At 62.9% G+C, this 16,087-nt stretch carries 12 protein-coding genes; all 12 read left to right on the forward strand.

What is annotated here, in order from left to right; translation table 11 throughout:
• The first annotated feature begins 69 nt into the window (after positions 1-69).
• Entirely contained in the window at positions 70-1,170 is a 1,101-nt protein-coding gene (bglB, locus tag AC070A_RS06405; RefSeq protein WP_057251926.1) for a beta-galactosidase BglB, read from the forward strand.
• Positions 1,167-2,003, forward strand: coding sequence for a 5-dehydro-4-deoxy-D-glucuronate isomerase (gene kduI / locus AC070A_RS06410; protein ID WP_057251927.1), 837 nt, complete (start codon positions 1,167-1,169; stop codon positions 2,001-2,003). Before bglB ends, kduI begins: the two co-directional genes overlap by 4 nt.
• Complete coding sequence (locus tag AC070A_RS06415) at positions 2,000-4,486, forward strand: hypothetical protein (protein WP_057251928.1); 2,487 nt, start codon at positions 2,000-2,002, stop codon at positions 4,484-4,486. Before kduI ends, AC070A_RS06415 begins: the two co-directional genes overlap by 4 nt.
• An 89-nt stretch (positions 4,487-4,575) precedes the next feature.
• On the forward strand, positions 4,576-5,844 hold the full coding sequence (locus AC070A_RS06420; RefSeq protein ID WP_112996282.1) for an ABC transporter substrate-binding protein: 1,269 nt from the start codon (positions 4,576-4,578) through the stop codon (positions 5,842-5,844).
• Positions 5,845-6,041: 197 nt separating this feature from the next.
• Positions 6,042-7,070: a carbohydrate ABC transporter permease gene (locus tag AC070A_RS06425; RefSeq protein ID WP_057251930.1), complete on the forward strand. Its 1,029-nt coding sequence runs from the start codon at positions 6,042-6,044 to the stop codon at positions 7,068-7,070.
• Positions 7,067-8,119 (forward strand): carbohydrate ABC transporter permease, encoded by a 1,053-nt coding sequence (locus tag AC070A_RS06430; protein WP_057251931.1) that lies wholly within the window; start codon positions 7,067-7,069, stop codon positions 8,117-8,119. The genes AC070A_RS06425 and AC070A_RS06430 overlap by 4 nt, the downstream gene beginning before the upstream one ends.
• A gap of 10 nt (positions 8,120-8,129) precedes the next feature.
• Entirely contained in the window at positions 8,130-9,215 is a 1,086-nt protein-coding gene (locus AC070A_RS06435; RefSeq protein WP_057251932.1) for an ABC transporter ATP-binding protein, read from the forward strand.
• Entirely contained in the window at positions 9,199-9,957 is a 759-nt protein-coding gene (gene kduD / locus AC070A_RS06440; protein WP_057251933.1) for a 2-dehydro-3-deoxy-D-gluconate 5-dehydrogenase KduD, read from the forward strand. Before AC070A_RS06435 ends, kduD begins: the two co-directional genes overlap by 17 nt.
• 9 nt (positions 9,958-9,966) lie before the next feature.
• Positions 9,967-10,878, forward strand: a complete 912-nt coding sequence (locus AC070A_RS06445; protein WP_057251934.1) for an alpha/beta hydrolase family protein — start codon at positions 9,967-9,969, stop codon at positions 10,876-10,878.
• A 269-nt stretch (positions 10,879-11,147) separates the two neighbouring features.
• Positions 11,148-13,097 (forward strand): PrkA family serine protein kinase, encoded by a 1,950-nt coding sequence (locus AC070A_RS06450; protein WP_034798403.1) that lies wholly within the window; start codon positions 11,148-11,150, stop codon positions 13,095-13,097.
• Positions 13,098-13,122: 25 nt separating this feature from the next.
• Positions 13,123-14,442, forward strand: coding sequence for a YeaH/YhbH family protein (locus tag AC070A_RS06455; protein WP_112996283.1), 1,320 nt, complete (start codon positions 13,123-13,125; stop codon positions 14,440-14,442).
• Positions 14,443-14,454: 12 nt separating this feature from the next.
• The gene (locus AC070A_RS06460; RefSeq protein ID WP_057251936.1) at positions 14,455-15,999 is read left to right on the forward strand and encodes a SpoVR family protein; all 1,545 of its coding nucleotides are present in this window, start codon (positions 14,455-14,457) and stop codon (positions 15,997-15,999) included.
• Positions 16,000-16,087 lie beyond the last annotated feature (88 nt).

Consider the following 16,087-nt stretch of genomic DNA (forward strand, 5'->3'; position numbering starts at 1 on the left):
GAAAAAACATCGTGCCTTTATCTTTCTCAAGAAGGCCGAGGGAAGAGCGGCTTAAGGAGGAGGAGTGCCATGGGCCTCAACGCCCACGATATTCGCACGGGTCTCGATCGTCTTGTCGGCGGCATGACCGGTCTCAAGCATGACGGCCGGTTCGATGAACCGAACCTCGACGGGACCGCAGGCGACTACATCAGCTTCGACAGCTGGGAATGGCCGCAGGGTGTTGGCCTCTATGGCCTGATCAAGCTCTGGCTGTTTACCGGCCGCGAGGACATCCGTCAGCTTATCGAAGGCTGGTACGAAGGCCGCCTTGCTGCCGGGCTTCCGGAACTCAACGTCAACACGACCGCGCCGATGCTCGGCCTCTCGGTTCTCTGGGCCAAATCCAGGAATCCCCGCTGGAAGCCGCTGCTCGACGACTGGGCAAACCGGGTGATGAGCGAAATGGGCCGGACGCCGGAAGGCGGATTCGAGCACCATGTCTCCGACAAGGTGAATGACAACGAGCTCTGGGACGACACGCTCTATATGGTCGCCCTGTTCCTCGCCTCCTATGGCCAGGCGAGCGGCCGGCGCGAACTCGTCGACGAGGCCTCGCGGCAATTTCTCGTGCATGCCCGCTACCTTGCCGACACCCAGTCGGGCCTCTGGTTCCATGGCTGGACCTTCGACGGCCGGCACAATTTCGCCCGCGCCCGCTGGGCCCGCGGCAATGCCTGGATCACCGCCGGCATGCTCGATTTCTTCGACCTCGCTGAGCTCGCCGCACCGGTCAAGGAATACCTGCGCGGCGTGCTCGTCACCCAGGTCGAGGCACTGCTGCCGCTGCAGGCCGCTTCCGGCGCCTGGCGCACGCTGCTCGACGACGCGACTTCGTACGAGGAGATCTCGGCGACCGCCGGCATCGGCTACGGCCTGCTCAAGGGCTATCGGCTCGGCTATGGAACGCCCGCCTGGAGAGCCGCCGGTCTGCGCGCGCTTGAAGTCGTGATGCGCAACATCGACGAGAGCGGCACCGTGCTCAACGTCTCCTACGGCACACGCATGGGCCACGACCTGCAATTCTACAAGGACATCCCAATTCAGCCGACCGGCTACGGCCAGGCACTGGCAATCCTGTGCCTCTCCGAAGCCCTGCAGCATGTCGGCCCGGAAGGACAGGCAGCATGACAATGAAGGTTCTCTACGGGGCCAACCCCGAGGATATCAAAGGCTACGACACGGCGCGGCTGCGCCGCGAGTTCCTGATCAGCGATCTCTTTGCAGCTGACGCCGTGAACTTCACCTACACCCATGTCGACCGGCTGATCCTCGGCGGCGCCATGCCGAAAACAAAGAGCGTCACCTTTGGATCGGGCGCTGATATCGGCACACCCTATCTGCTTTCGGCGCGCGAGATGGGCATCGCCAATCTCGGCGGCACCGGGACGATCACCGTCGACGGTAAGAACTTCGTGCTCGAAAATCGCGACGTGCTCTATGTCGGACGCGGTGCCAAGGAAATCGTCGTTGCAAGCGAGACCGCCGACCGCCCGGCCCGCTTCTACATAAACTCGGTGCCCGCCGGTGCCGATCTGCCGCACCGGCTGATCAAGAGGGCGGAGGCAAAGGCGCTTGAGCTCGGCGACGTCAAGCGCTCGAACAAACGCCGTCTCGTCATGTACATCCACCCGGAAGTCATGCCCTCCTGCCTGCTTCTGATGGGCATTACCGATCTGGCCGAAGGCAGCGCCTGGAACACCATGCCGCCGCATGTGCACGAGCGGCGCATGGAGGCCTATTGCTACTTCGACATGGCGCCGGAAGACCGCATCGTCCACGTGATGGGCGAGCCGGAGGAGACCCGGCACCTGATCGTCGCAAACGGCGACGCCGTGCTTTCGCCCGCCTGGTCGATCCATATGGGCGCCGGCACCGGCCCCTATGCCTTCGTCTGGGGCATGACCGGCGAGAACCAGGAATACAACGACGTCACCCCCGTAGCCTTGGCTGAGCTGAAATGAGCGATACTATTTTCCATCTGAAGAAAAGCCTCGTTGCGGGGCAGGCCGTCGGCTACTGGCAGCTCGGCACGATTGCCGAGGAGCGTTTCGACGTGCCGGACCAGCCGATGAAGGGCGAAATGGACCCCTTCTTCTTCCTGACCAAGCACAAGAACTTCATTCCGCACGAGTACCCCTGCCGGACGATTTTTGCCGAACAGTTTCGCGGCAAGCGGCCGCAGGTGCGCGGCACATTCGAGGCCAGCCGCTGGTGGCTGCCCTTCGGATCGCCGCGGCTCGACCTCTCCGGCTTCTGGTTCCGGCCGACACGGCTTGCAACCTGGGCCCGCACCTCGATCGAGACCGACACGGGTGGCACCGCCAAGATTCGCCTGGGCACCTGCGGCGGCGCGGTGCTCTTCCTGAACGGCACTGAGGTCGGCTGGATGGCGCCCTATAGCCGCAATCTCGAGGCCAAGGCCGAATTCGAACTGCCGCTTCAAGCCGGCCTCAACGAAGTCACGATCTTCTTCGACGACCTCGCCGAACGCGATGCGCGTTATTTCTTCCAGTTCGACTATCTCTCGGGACCGACGGCGCGCGTGGCGCTGCCCGTTCCCTGCCCGAGTGCGGCCGCCGCCGATATCGAGACCGCACTCGACGGCATGCATTTCGACCGGACCGCCTATTTCGAGGGCGACATCACCCTTCTCTTCGCCGCCGCCCTGCCGCTCGATGTCAAGGTCAATGTCGCGGTCGAAGGCGACTTCATGTCAACCGAGCGCTTCGACCACGACTTCGTGCTGAAGGCCGGCGACAAGAGGCTGGTTGTCGGACCATCGGAAGAGACACCGGCCGATTTCCGCCATTTCCGCATCACGCTTGATGCCAGCGGCTTCGTTGCGTCGCGCTCTCTTGGCGTCGAGATCTGCCACGCCGGCCGCCAGGGCAAACCGTCGGAGACGCTTGCGCGTCGCATTACCGAGACGCTCGACGAGATCTCGGGCTTTTCCGAACGTGACACGGTCCGCGCGTTCGCCCGGCTTGCCGGCGGTCGCGGCGGTACCGACACCGACGCGATGATCGAGGAAATTCTGCCCTCAATCGAGGACTGCCACGACTGCGCCGACTTCTCGCTGGTGCCGCTCATCTGGTCGCGCACCACATGGGGTCAGGATATCGGCGAAAAGACGCGCGATCGCATCGATCAGGCGATCCTTGGCTTCCGCTACTGGATGGATGAACCCGGCAACGACGTGCAGTGGTATTTCTCCGAAAACCACGCGCTTCTGTTCCACACTTCGGCCTATCTCGCCGGCCATCTCTTCCCCGAGGCGACCTTCCGTCGCTCGGGCCGCAAGGGCAGCGAGCAAAGCGCCGTCGGCGCTGCCCGCGTTCGCGCCTGGCTCGATCATTTCGAGGCCTGGGAAATGGCGGAGTTCAACTCCGCGCCCTATTTCCCGATCGACCTCAAGGGCCTGACGGCACTGGCGGCACTCTCGCCCGACGCCGACATCGCCGACCGCGCCAAGAAGGGCATTGTCCGTCTCTGCGAGATCATCGCCCGCTCGGCCCATCACGGCATGGTGACGGCAGCGCAAGGGCGCTCCTACGAGCACACGCTTTGCGCCGGTCGCTCGCTCGAGCTTTCCGGCGTCGCACGCCTGCTCTGGGGCAAGGGCTGGTACGGCCGCCGCGTGCATGCGCTGCCGCAGCTTGCCGTCTGCCTGCGTGACCACGGCGTTGTGGTTCCGGAAACACTTGCCGCCGTTGCCTGCCACGAGGATGAGGCCACCCATCAGGAGTGGCGCTTCGCCCAGGGCGAAAACCGCTTCGCGGCGCTATACCATTACAAAGGCCGCCATTTCGCCATGGGCTCGGCGGCGCATTATCGCTGGAATGAATGGGGCTATCAGGAAACGGTGCTGCACCTGCGCCTTGGCCAGCGCCCCGAAGCGGCGATCTGGATCAACCATCCGGGCGAAACCATTCAGTTCGGGTACGGCCGGCCATCCTATTGGGGTGGTTGCGGCACCCTCCCTCGTGCCCACCAGTACAGGGGGCTGGCCGTACTCGACTTTGCGGCCGTCAGCGAACAACCGGACTTCACCCACGCGTGGTTCCCGGTCGCCGAGTTCGACGAGAGCAGGGTCAAGGGAAAGCTGGCACTTGCGCGCAGCGGCCGTGGCGCCGTTGCCCTGATCGGCGCAACCGAACTGTTACCGGTGACCGATGGCCCGTCAGCGAATGCGGAGCTGCGCCAGGCCGGCCACAAGACGCGCTGGATCATCCGGGTTTGCGAAGCCGAAGAGCTTTCCGGGGTGGAAACGAAGTTTGCCGGGCTCTCCGTCGTGGAAACTGCCGACGGTGCTTTCGTCATCAACGATCCAGACTATGGCCGCATCGTCTTCCGCAACGACGGTTCGACGGAAGCCGAAGGGCGCACCATCGCCGCCAAGGATTTCACCGTGGCAGGTGAGGCAACCATGCTCGCCGCCAGATAAGGCAAATAGAATCGCGCCGGCCGGGGAAGCCGGCGCAAGCCCCAAACGAGCGGGAGGACGCTCGCCTAGATAAGTGGAGGAGAAAGACAATGAAGAAGACCGGAAAGATGCTCGCGGCGCTCGCCGTCGGGCTCCTGACGTCGACGGCGGCAATGGCCGGCGACGTGCGCATCATGTGGTACTCCGATGGCGTCGAAGGCGAGGTGTTGAAGGACCTGCTCGACCGCTTCATGAAGGAGAACCCCGGGATCAACGTGATCCTCGACAACGTGTCCTACAGCGTCGTCAAGGAGCAGCTGCCGGTGCAGCTCGAAGCCGGCAACGGCCCCGACATCGCTCGCGTCACCAACCTCAAGGCCCAGAGCCAGCACTGGCTCGACCTTAGGCCGCTGGTCGCCGACGCCGCCTATTGGGACGAGAATTTCGGCGGGCAGGCAGACTGGATGCGCCCCGACGGATCGAACCAGATCTCTGGTTTCATGACCCAGATCACGATTGCCGGCGGCTTTGCTAACAAGACGCTGTTCGACCAGGCGGGCGTCGCGATCCCCGGCAAGGATGCGACCTGGGACGACTGGGCGAAGGCAGCCAAGCAGGTGGCAGAAAACCAGCAGGTTCCCTTCCCGATGGCGCTCGACCGCTCCGGTCACCGCCTCAGCGGCCCGAACCTTGCCTATGGCGGCAACTATATCGGCGCCGACGGCAAGCCGGCGCCGCTTGATGATGGCTCGAAGAACTTCCTGAAGACCTTCGTCGGCTGGGTTGCCGACGGCACGATGAGCAAGGACGTCTGGGTTTCGGCCGCCGGCTCCACCTATCGCGCCGCCGCCGACGACTTCATCAACGGACAGCTCGTCTACTACTATTCCGGTTCCTGGCAGGTTCCGAACTTCTCGACGAAGATCGGCACCAACTTCGACTGGGTGGCGACCGGCAGCCCCTGCGGTCCCTCAAACTGCACCGGCATGACCGGCGGCGCCGGTCTGGTGGCGGTCAAATACACCAAGAACCCGAAGGAAGTGGCCAAGGTGATGGACTATCTCGCGAGCGAACCGATCGTGAAGGAGTTCTCCGAGCGCACCCTGTTCCTGCCTGCGCATAAGGGCGTGCTTGCCAAGGAGCTCGACTTCAGGACCGACGACCCCCAGGCAAAGGCGGCGCTCAACGGCTTCGTCGAGGCGAGCAAGTCGCTCTCCGACGAGGCGCGCAAGCTGCCCGGCTGGCTCTGGTCCGACGCCGTCTACGGCGCGCTCGTCACCCGTGTCAGCCAGGCTGCTGCCGGCGAGATGACAGTCGACGAAGCGTTCACGCGCATCGATAGCGATATCGCCACCAAGGTGAAAGATAGCGGCAACTGATCCGGGCGATCGATACCCGGTTTCCGACGGTGTGACGTATCATGCCGTCGGATCAGCCGCCGACACACCAGTAAGCATTAGCTTACATAATGCTGACATCCGGCAAGCAGCGCTTGCCCGTCTCTTGCGGGCAGCAGATCACAATCCGGCGACGATCGTTGCGCTACAAAGCGCGACCGGTGGCGAGGTAGCAAACGATGAAGGCAGATGTTCCAAGAGGAGGCGGCTCACGCCTTGGCGAGGCGGTCATGGTGCCCGTACGACTGCTGATGGGCGCCGTCGACGCGCCGCTGCGGTTCGTGCAGCGCCGGCTCGGCATCGGCGGCATGGCGACCTTCTTCCTGCTGCCGAACATGCTGATCTTCGGCATATTCGTGCTGCTGCCGTTCTTTATCAACTTCGCCTATTCCATGACCGGCGGAACCGCCCTCTTCCTCCCCGACCGAAGCTTCGTAGGCGGCGACCAATATGCGCGCCTCTTCGATTGCGTGAATTACACCAACCCGAACAGCTGCGCGGAAGACACCTTCTGGACCGCCGTCGGCAACACTGCCTGGTTCGTGGTGCTGCAGGTCACCCTGATGATCCTGTTTTCGCTGGTGACGGCGCTGATCCTCAACCGCGACCTGATGGCGCGCAGCTTCTGGCGGGCGGTGTTCTTCTTCCCGGTGCTCCTGTCGCCCGTGGTCGTCGGCCTCATCTGGAAGTGGATCCTGCAGCGACAGGGGCTCTTGAATTTCGGCCTCTACAGCCTCGGCCTCGAGCCGCATACTTGGCTCAATGATCGCAACTGGTCCTTTGCGGCAACCGTCGGCGTTTCGATCTGGGCGCATATGGGCTTCTACACGCTGATCCTGCTTGCCGGCCTGCAGGCGATCCCGAAGGATCTCTATGAAGCGGCCGAGATGGACGGCACCCGTCCGGCGCGCGCCTTCTGGCGCATCACCTTGCCACTGCTGATGCCCAACCTGCTCGTCGTCATCGTGCTCGTGCTTATCCGCGCCGTGCAGATCTTCGACGAGATCTACGTGCTGACCGGCGGGGGCCCAGGCACCAGCACACTCTATATCACGCAATACATCTACGAGACCGGCTTCGCGACGCAGTTGCGCAATCCCGGCCTTGCCGCAGCCGCCTCGATCCTGATGGGCGCCGTGCTGGTTGTCCTCACCCTGGTCCAGCTCGGCCTTGGCCGCAAAGGCGAGAAGAAGGGAGCCCGAAAATGAGCCGTCTTGCCGAATTCATCTTTCGACGTCGCGGCCGCAATGGCTGGCACTGGACCGATATCGTCACCTGGGTCTGGCTCATCGGCGGTCTCTTCATCATGTTCGGCCCGGCCGTCTGGCTCGTCGGCTCCTCCTTCAAGTCGCCGGCAGCCCTTGCCGAATTCCCGCCGACGATCATGCCCTATGTAACGCAGAAGGCGACCGTCGAAGGTTACGACAAGCCGCTCGATCTCTACGAGGTGACGCTGCCGGATGGCAGCAAGAAGGTGCTCGCCGAGGTTCGCCGCATCGGCATCGTCAGCCAGATGGTCGCGCCGGAGAAGCCGACCGAGATCGTCAAGGTCAACATCGCCGAGCGCACGCCGGTGCGCACAATGTCCTTCGCCACCTCGAACTACAGCGAGCCCTTCACCCATTTCGATTTCGTCCGCTATCTCTGGAACTCCGTTTTCGTCACGGTGACGGCGACGGTGATTACGCTCATCGTCAATTCGATGGCCGCCTTCGCGCTCAGCAAATACGAGTTTCGCGGCCGCACCTTCGCGATGCTCTTGATCCTCGCCACCCTGATGGTGCCGCTCTCGGTGATCATGGTGCCGCTCTATTCGATCGTCTCGGCGCTTGGCCTCTTCAACAATCTCTGGGGGGTGATCCTGCCGACGGTCGCGACGCCGACCGGCGTCTTCATCCTGCGCCAATACATGCTGACCATCCCCGACGAGCTGATCGACGCCGCGCGCATGGACAAGGCATCGGAGTGGCAGATCTACTGGCGCATCATCCTGCCGCTGACGGCACCGGCGCTCGCTGTGCTTGCGATCTTCTCCGTCGTCTGGCGTTGGAACGACTTCCTCTGGCCGCTGATCGTGCTCTCCCGCAAGGAGCTTTATACGCTGCAGGTGGGCTTAAGCATCTATTCCGGCGAGCTGAACGTGCAGTGGCATTTCATTCTCGCCATGACGGTCGTGACCATGATCCCGGTCGTCCTGGTCTTCATCTTCCTGCAACGCTTCATCACCACCGGCATTGCCGGCACCGGACTGAAATAAGGGGGCACCCATGGGCCACATCAAGCTTACCAATGTGACCAAGTCGTTCGGCGCCGTCGACGTGCTTCATGGCATCAACCTGGATATCAAGGACGGCGAGCTCGTCGTCTTCGTCGGCCCCTCCGGCTGCGGCAAGTCCACGCTGCTGCGCATGATCGCCGGGCTGGAAAAGCCGACCGGCGGAGAACTCGCGATCGACGGCAAGGTGGTCAATGACGTGCCGGCCGCCGACCGCGGCCTCGCCATGGTCTTCCAGTCCTACGCGCTCTATCCGCATATGAGCGTGCGCCAGAACCTCGCCTTCGGCCTCGAAAACACCCGCATGCCGAAGACGGAGATCGCCGAGCGTATTGGGGAAGCCGCGCGCATGCTGGAGATCGAGCCCTATCTCGAGCGCCGGCCCGGGCAGCTTTCGGGTGGCCAGCGCCAGCGCGTCGCGATCGGCCGCGCGATCGTGCGCCGCCCCGTTGCCTTCCTGCTCGACGAGCCGCTGTCGAACCTCGACGCTGAACTGCGCGGCTCCACCCGCGCCGAGCTTGCGGCCCTTCACGCCCGGCTGTCGGCAACGATGATCTATGTGACACACGACCAGGTAGAGGCGATGACGCTCGCCGACCGCATCGTCGTCCTGCGCGCCGGCCGCATCGAGCAGATCGGCACGCCGCTCGAACTCTATAACAAGCCGGCCAACCGCTTCGTCGCCGGTTTCATCGGCTCGCCGCACATGAATTTCCTCGAAGGCACGCTGGAAGCGGCCGGCACGGGTTCGGCGGTCGCAACGCTGAAGGGCGGCCACCGGCTGCAGGTTCCGATCGCCGACGCAGCAGCTGCAGCCGGCTCGCCCATCACGCTCGGCGTCCGGCCGCAGCACATCACGCTTGATACCGGTGAAAGCGGCATTCCCGCCAAGATCCGCCTCGTCGAGGCGCTCGGTTCCGAAACCGTGCTGCATGCCGATGTCGCCGGCCAGAAGATCCTGGTCGTCGCCCCCGGTCAGCATGACCTGGCACCGGGATCGGAAATCAGGCTGTCGCTCGCGGCTGCCCCCATACATCTCTTCAACGACAAGGGGCTTCGCCTTGAACGCGCTGTTTGACCTCACAGGCAAGACCGCCCTCGTCACCGGCGCCCGTACCGGCCTCGGCCAGGGCATGGCTCTGGCGTTGGCGCGGGCCGGCGCCGATATCGCCGCCCTCGGTTCGACGCCCATGCCGGAGACGGCAGTGCTGGTACGAGAGGCGGGTGTTCGCTTTCACGAACTGACCGTCGATCTCTCCAGGCCTTTCGACGCGGCGTCGGCGATCGGCGACGTCGTGGCTGCCCTCGGCGGCATCGACATCCTCGTCAACAATGCCGGCATCATTCGCCGCGCCGACCTGCTCGACTATTCCGAGGACGACTGGGACAGCGTGCTCGACGTCAACCTGAAGGCGGCCTTTCTGCTGTCGCAGGCCGCAGCGAGACACATGGTTTCGACCGGACGCGCCGGCCGGATCGTCAATGTCGCCTCGATGCTGACCTTCCAGGGCGGCATTCGCGTGCCGGCCTATGCCGCCTCGAAGCACGGCATCGCCGGCCTCACCAAGGCGATGGCCAACGAGCTTGCGCCGTGCGGGATTACCGTCAATGCGATCGCCCCGGGCTACATGGCGACCGACAACACCGAGGCGCTGCGCAACGACCCCGATCGCAACGCCCAGATCTCCGCCCGCATTCCGATGGGGCGCTGGGGCACGCCCGACGATCTCGCGACCGCCGTGCTCTTCTTCGCAGCACCCGCCTCCGGCTATGTCACCGGAACGGTGCTGCCGGTCGATGGCGGCTGGCTCGTTCGCTAGGCGCCACCAATGTCCTTCTCCGCCGAGCGCCTGCGCACGCTTCTCGGTCTCGCTGATACGGAACTGTTCCTGGATGTCTGCGTGATGGAGGATCGTGGTTCTTACATCGTCGAGAGGCTGAGCTTTCGCACACCTCGCAACGGCGCTGAAATCCGCGGCTTTCTGACACGACCACCCGTCAACGACGGGCCTCGACCAGCGATCCTCTACGCCCATGCCCATGGCGGACGCTACGAGATCGGTGCGAACGAACTGCTTGATGGCCGGCCGGCACTGCTCAGCCCGCCCGGGCCCGTTCTCGCGGAGCACGGCTTCGTTACCCTGTGCATCGACATGCCGACGTTCGGAGAGCGCTCGATCGTAAGAGAGAGCGCCGCGACAAAGGCTGCCCTCTGGTATGGCGGAACCCTTTTCGGCCAGATGCTTTCCGAGCAGCAGGCAGCGCTCACTTGGCTTTCAATGCGTAACGACGTCGACCCCGCGCGCATCGGCATGACCGGGATCTCGATGGGCGCCACCCTTTCCTACTTCCTGGCTGCGCTCGACCCCCGGATCGCGGCAATCGCCCACCTCTGCTGCTATGCGGATTTCGCCACGCTCGTCGCAACCGGCGCTCACGATCTGCACGGCCATTATCTCACGATCCCCGGTCTGCTCGCGGAGACCTCGACTGGCGAAATCGCCGGGCTCGTTGCCCCGCGGCCACAATTGATCTGTGTGGGGCTCGACGATCCGCTGACGCCGCCACAAGCGGTGGAGCGGGCCCATGCCGCAACGCGCGCCGCCTATCGGGCGGCTGGCGCCGAGCGCAACTTATTCTTGGTTGCAGAGCCCGGCATCGGCCACGTCGAAACGCTGACCATGCGGGAGGCGGTTCTGGCCTTCCTCTCCCACCACCTCGGCACGCCAGTCAGCGGTTGAGGAAACCAACTCTTCGTGCGCGGGCGGCAAGCACGGCTTTCAGGCTTCGCGAAGGTCGATCGTGCCGACCTTCTTGCCCCACCACCACCGGTCCGATCAGGATTTTGTGATGTCGCAGTCACGATTTTTCATTCATCGAAACAACCCCTTCGAGAATCACCAGAAAGCGAGTACTCTGAGGGAACATTGCGCATGGGACGCCGTTTATTCGAATGAGCGAGCCGATAAGCAGCGATCCCCGTCTCAGCCAGCGGCCGCGGGAGAGCATGATGCAAAAGAGCGAATGCGACGTTTTTGATCTCTTCTCGGAGATCTATACCAGTGCAGCGCAAGAAGAAATCAGCCTTCAAGAATACCTCCTCGCATGTCGCGACGACAAAAGCATGTATGCCACCGCGCAAGAGCGGATGGTCACTGCCATCGGTAATCCAACCCTGATCGATACCAGCGCGGACGAGCGTCTCGGCCGCATCTTTTCAAACCGTACCGTCAAGATCTATCCATCCTTCGCCGATTTCTACGGCATGGAAGACACGATCGAGCGGATCGTCGGTTACTTCCGCTACGCTGCCCAGGGGCTCGAGGAGCGCAAACAGATCCTCTACCTGCTCGGACCGGTCGGCGGCGGCAAGTCGTCACTCGCCGAGCGGCTGAAGAAACTGATGGAGCTGCAGCCGATCTACACGCTGGCAGTCGGCGGCAAGGTCAGCCCCGTCTTCGAATCCCCCCTCGGCCTCTTTCACCCCGACCGCATGGCCGACTTGCTGGAAGACAAATACGGGATCGGCAGGCGCCGTCTGACCGGTCTGATTTCGCCCTGGGCGACGAAGCGGCTCGACGAAGTCGACGGCGATATCTCCAAGTTCAGTGTGGTCAAGCTGATGCCATCGCGGCTGCGCCAAGTGGCGATCGCGAAGACAGAACCCGGCGACGAGAACAACCAGGACGTTTCCTCGCTGGTCGGCAAGGTGGACATCCGCCAGCTTGAAAACTACAGCCAGGCCGACCCCGACGCCTATTCCTACAGCGGCGGCCTCAACCGCACGACGCAGGGGCTGCTCGAGTTCGTCGAAATGTTCAAGGCACCGATCAAGGTCCTGCATCCCTTGCTGACGGCGACCCAGGAAGGCAACTACAACGGCACTGAAAGCTTCGGAGGGTTCCCCTACCAGGGCATCGTCGTTGCGCATTCCAACGAATCGGAATGGCTGCAATTCAAGAACAACAAGAACAACGAGGCCTTCCTCGACCGCATCCTGGTCGTCAAGGTGCCCTACTGCCTGCGTGTCACCGAGGAGCGGCAGATCTACGAGAAGCTGCTGCGCGAAAGCGAGCTCACCAAGAGCCCCTGCGCGCCGGAAGTGCTGGAAAGCCTCAGCCGCTTTACCGTCTCGACCCGGCTTGCCCGCCACGAGAACTCACCGCTCTATACCAAGATGCGGGTCTATGATGGCGAGAACCTGAAGGACACCGATCCCAAGGCGAAGTCCGTTCAGGAATATCGCGACGCCGCCGGCGTCGACGAGGGTATGACCGGCATCAGCACCCGCTTTGCCTTCAAGGTGTTGTCCGAGACCTTCAACTACGACACCAAGGAGGTCGCGGCCGATCCCGTGCACCTCATGTATATCCTGGAACAGGCGATCCGCCGCGAACAGTTCCCGAAGGAGACCGAGGCGAGCTATCTCGATTTCATCAAGTCCGAGCTTGCCTCGCGCTACGCCGAATTCATCGGCCACGAAATCCAGAAGGCCTATCTCGAATCCTACAGCGAATACGGTCAGAACCTCTTCGACCGTTACATCGCCTATGCCGACGCCTGGCTGGAAGACCAGGACTTCAAGGATCCCGACACTGGGCAGATCCTCAACCGGGAGATCCTCGACAGCGAGCTGTCGCAGATCGAAAAGCCGGCCGGCATTGCCAACCCCAAGGACTTCCGCAACGAGGTTGTAAAGTTCACCCTGCGCGCCCGCGCCAAGAACCATGGGCGCAACCCCTCCTGGACGAGCTACGAGAAGCTTCGCGACGTGATCGAGAAGCGCATGTTCGGCCAGGTCGAAGACCTGCTGCCGGTCATCAGCTTCGGCTCGAAGAAGGACAGCGCCTCCGAGAAGCAGCATGCCGAATTCGTCCAGCGCATGACCGAACGCGGCTATACCGAGCGTCAGGTCCGGCGGCTGGTCGATTGGTACATGCGGGTCAACAAGGCGGGCTGACGATGCCGAAGCAGGGGATTGGTATATGCCGAATTTCATCGACCGGCGGCTCAATCCGAAGGATAAGAGCCTCGGCAACCGACAGCGTTTTCTGAAACGGGCCCGCGAGGAACTCAAGCGGGTCATCAAGGAACAAGTCAAATCCGACAGGATCATCGACGTCGATGCTGCGCACGGCGTACCGATGCCGACCGACGGTGCCAGTGAGCCGACATTCCAGCCGGCCCGCGGGAGCGGCGAACGTAACTATGTGCTTCCCGGCAACAAGCAGTTTTCGGCCGGCGACCGCCTGCCGAAGCCGGAAGCGGGTGGGGGTGGAGGCGGCAAGGGCCGCCCCGGGACCGGAGAAAGCGAAGACGACTTCCAGTTCATCCTGTCGCGCGAAGAGGTGCTGGATCTCTTCTTTGAGGATCTGGAATTGCCCGACATGGTCAAGCTCAGCCTCAAGGAAACTGTGACGTTCAAACCGCGTCGCGCAGGCTTTGCCACCGCCGGCACGCCGACCAACATCAATGTCGGGCGGACGATGCGCAACAGCTTCGGCCGGCGCATGGCGCTGCATCGGCCCAAGGAAAAGGAACTGACCGTCCTTTCCGAGGAGATCGCGCGGCTGGAGGCGGCGCCGGAGATTTCACCGAAGGACCGCCAGAGGCTCAGCGAGCTTCGCAGCGAACTGGAGAGGATCGAGCGCAAGCGGCGGCGCATTCCCTATGTCGACCCGGTCGACATCCGCTTCAACCGCTTCGAACAGCAGCCGCTGCCGAACGCCAATGCGGTGATGTTCTGCCTGATGGATGTCTCGGCCTCCATGGGCGAACGCGAAAAGGATCTCGCCAAGCGCTTCTTCGTGCTTCTGCACCTGTTCCTGAAGCGGCGCTACGAACGGATCGACATCGTCTTCATCCGCCACACGGACGAGGCCCGCGAGGTCGACGAGGAGACGTTCTTCTACAGCACCCAGAGCGGCGGCACGATCGTCTCGACCGCGCTCGAGGAGATGATCAGGATCATCGCGGACCGCTACCCCTCGCAGATCTGGAACATCTATGCCGCGCAGGCCTCCGACGGCGACAACATCATCGGCGACAGCGAGCATTGCGCAGCGCTGCTCCGGGAGAAGCTGACGAAGCTCTGCCAGTACTACGCCTATGTCGAGATCATCGACGAGCGAGAGACGGAAATCTTCGGATCGACGGACAACGGCACCGCGCTCTGGCGCGCCTATCGCACGGTGGATGGCGAGAAGTCGAATTTCCAGATGACGCGCATCGCCAAGCCCGCCGATATCTACCCGGTCTTCCGCAGGCTCTTTGCCCGGCAGCCGGCCACACGCACCCGGAAATGAGGGGACGACCGGATGGCTCGACGTGCGACTTCAGGCCTCCTGTTCCAGGGCTCGGACTGGAACTTCACGACCCTTTCGCGTGCCTATGACGCGATCGAGCAAGTCGCGCTTGAGGAAATGGGCCTCAGCGTCTACCCGAACCAGCTGGAGATCATCACCTCCGAGCAGATGCTCGACGCCTATTCCTCGGTCGGCATGCCGCTCATGTACCAGCATTGGTCCTTCGGCAAGCGCTTCGCCTATGAGGAGCACCACTATCGCAAGGGGCACCGCGGCCTCGCCTATGAGCTGGTGATCAATTCCAATCCCTGCATTACCTATCTCATGGAAGAAAACACGATGGCGATGCAGGCGCTGGTCACGGCGCATGCCGCGTTCGGCCACAATCATTTTTTCAAGAACAACTACCTCTTCCGCCAGTGGACCGATGCCGGCGCGATCCTGAGCTACATGGATTTCGCCAAGAAGTACGTGACCAAATGCGAGGAGCGGCACGGCACCGCCGCCGTCGAGGCGATCCTCGATTCGGCCCATGCGCTGATGGACCAGGGCGTCTTCCGCTATCGCCGGCCGCCGCGGCTCTCCTCCGAAAAGGTTCGGGAACGGGCGCGGGAACGGCTGGAATATGAGGAACAGACCTATAGCGATCTCTGGCGAACGCTGCCGCAGACGGCCGAGAGCCACGACCCGGCCGAAGCCGAGCGAGACGCTTCCGAGCGCAAGAAGGTGCTCAACCTGCCGGAAGAGAACCTGCTCTATTTTCTCGAGAAACACAGCCTGATCCTGGAGCCGTGGCAGCGGGAATTGCTCCGGATCGTTCGGGTCATCGCGCAATATTTCTACCCGCAGCGGCAGACGAAGGTGATGAACGAGGGCTGCGCGACCTTCGTCCACTACACCATCATCAACCGGCTCTACGACCAGGGCCGGATTGGCGAGGGCCACATGCTGGAACTCTTGCAGAGCCACTCCAACGTCGTCTTCCAGCCGGATTTCGACGACCGGCGCTATCCCGGCATCAACCCCTATGCGCTCGGCTTTGCAATGATGCAGGACATCCAGCGGATCGCCACCGAGCCGACGGCCGAGGACCGCGACTGGTTTCCGTCCTTTGCCGGCAACGGTGACTGGATGGAGACGCTGCGCGATGCCTGGGCCAACCACCGCGACGAATCCTTCATTCTGCAGTATCTGAGCCCGGCCGTGATGCGCAAATTCCGGCTGTTCCACCTCGCGGACCGCGCTTCCGAGCGTTTTGTCGAGGTCGCGTCGATCCACAACGAACGCGGCTATTCGGCCGTTCGCTCGGCGCTTTCCAACAGCTACGACGTCGCCGCCAACCAGCCTGATATTCAGGTGATGGACGTCGATCTGCTGGGGGACCGGCACCTTCGATTGCAGCACAACATCAAGAGCGGCATCGTGCTCGAAGAGGGCAGCCGTAACGCGACATTGCGTCATGTGCGCCACCTCTGGGGCTACGAAGTCAGCCTCGCCGGCGTCGACCCGCAAACCGGCCGCACAGTGTATGAATATTCGACGGCAAAGGATGGCTGAGCAAGACGCGAGCGGGCTGCCTCTTCCCGTTAATGCCGGCAAGGGCGGCGCCTTGGTTGGGCACAAACGGGCATCACAAGAATTCAGG

The organism is Ensifer sp. GW101-20A05, assembly GCF_059424735.1.

What these genes read in the sequence shown, in the direction of transcription:
- AC070A_RS06430 (WP_057251931.1), top strand. Translation starts at nt 7,067, where the DNA reads ATGAGCCGTCTTGCCGAATTCATCTTTCGACGTCGCGGCCGCAATGGC.
- AC070A_RS06460 (WP_057251936.1), top strand. Translation starts at nt 14,455, where the DNA reads ATGGCTCGACGTGCGACTTCAGGCCTCCTGTTCCAGGGCTCGGACTGG.
- AC070A_RS06415 (WP_057251928.1), top strand. Translation starts at nt 2,000, where the DNA reads ATGAGCGATACTATTTTCCATCTGAAGAAAAGCCTCGTTGCGGGGCAG.
- kduI (WP_057251927.1), top strand. Translation starts at nt 1,167, where the DNA reads ATGACAATGAAGGTTCTCTACGGGGCCAACCCCGAGGATATCAAAGGC.
- AC070A_RS06425 (WP_057251930.1), top strand. Translation starts at nt 6,042, where the DNA reads ATGAAGGCAGATGTTCCAAGAGGAGGCGGCTCACGCCTTGGCGAGGCG.
- AC070A_RS06455 (WP_112996283.1), top strand. Translation starts at nt 13,123, where the DNA reads ATGCCGAATTTCATCGACCGGCGGCTCAATCCGAAGGATAAGAGCCTC.
- AC070A_RS06445 (WP_057251934.1), top strand. Translation starts at nt 9,967, where the DNA reads ATGTCCTTCTCCGCCGAGCGCCTGCGCACGCTTCTCGGTCTCGCTGAT.
- AC070A_RS06420 (WP_112996282.1), top strand. Translation starts at nt 4,576, where the DNA reads ATGAAGAAGACCGGAAAGATGCTCGCGGCGCTCGCCGTCGGGCTCCTG.
- bglB (WP_057251926.1), top strand. Translation starts at nt 70, where the DNA reads ATGGGCCTCAACGCCCACGATATTCGCACGGGTCTCGATCGTCTTGTC.
- AC070A_RS06450 (WP_034798403.1), top strand. Translation starts at nt 11,148, where the DNA reads ATGCAAAAGAGCGAATGCGACGTTTTTGATCTCTTCTCGGAGATCTAT.
- AC070A_RS06435 (WP_057251932.1), top strand. Translation starts at nt 8,130, where the DNA reads ATGGGCCACATCAAGCTTACCAATGTGACCAAGTCGTTCGGCGCCGTC.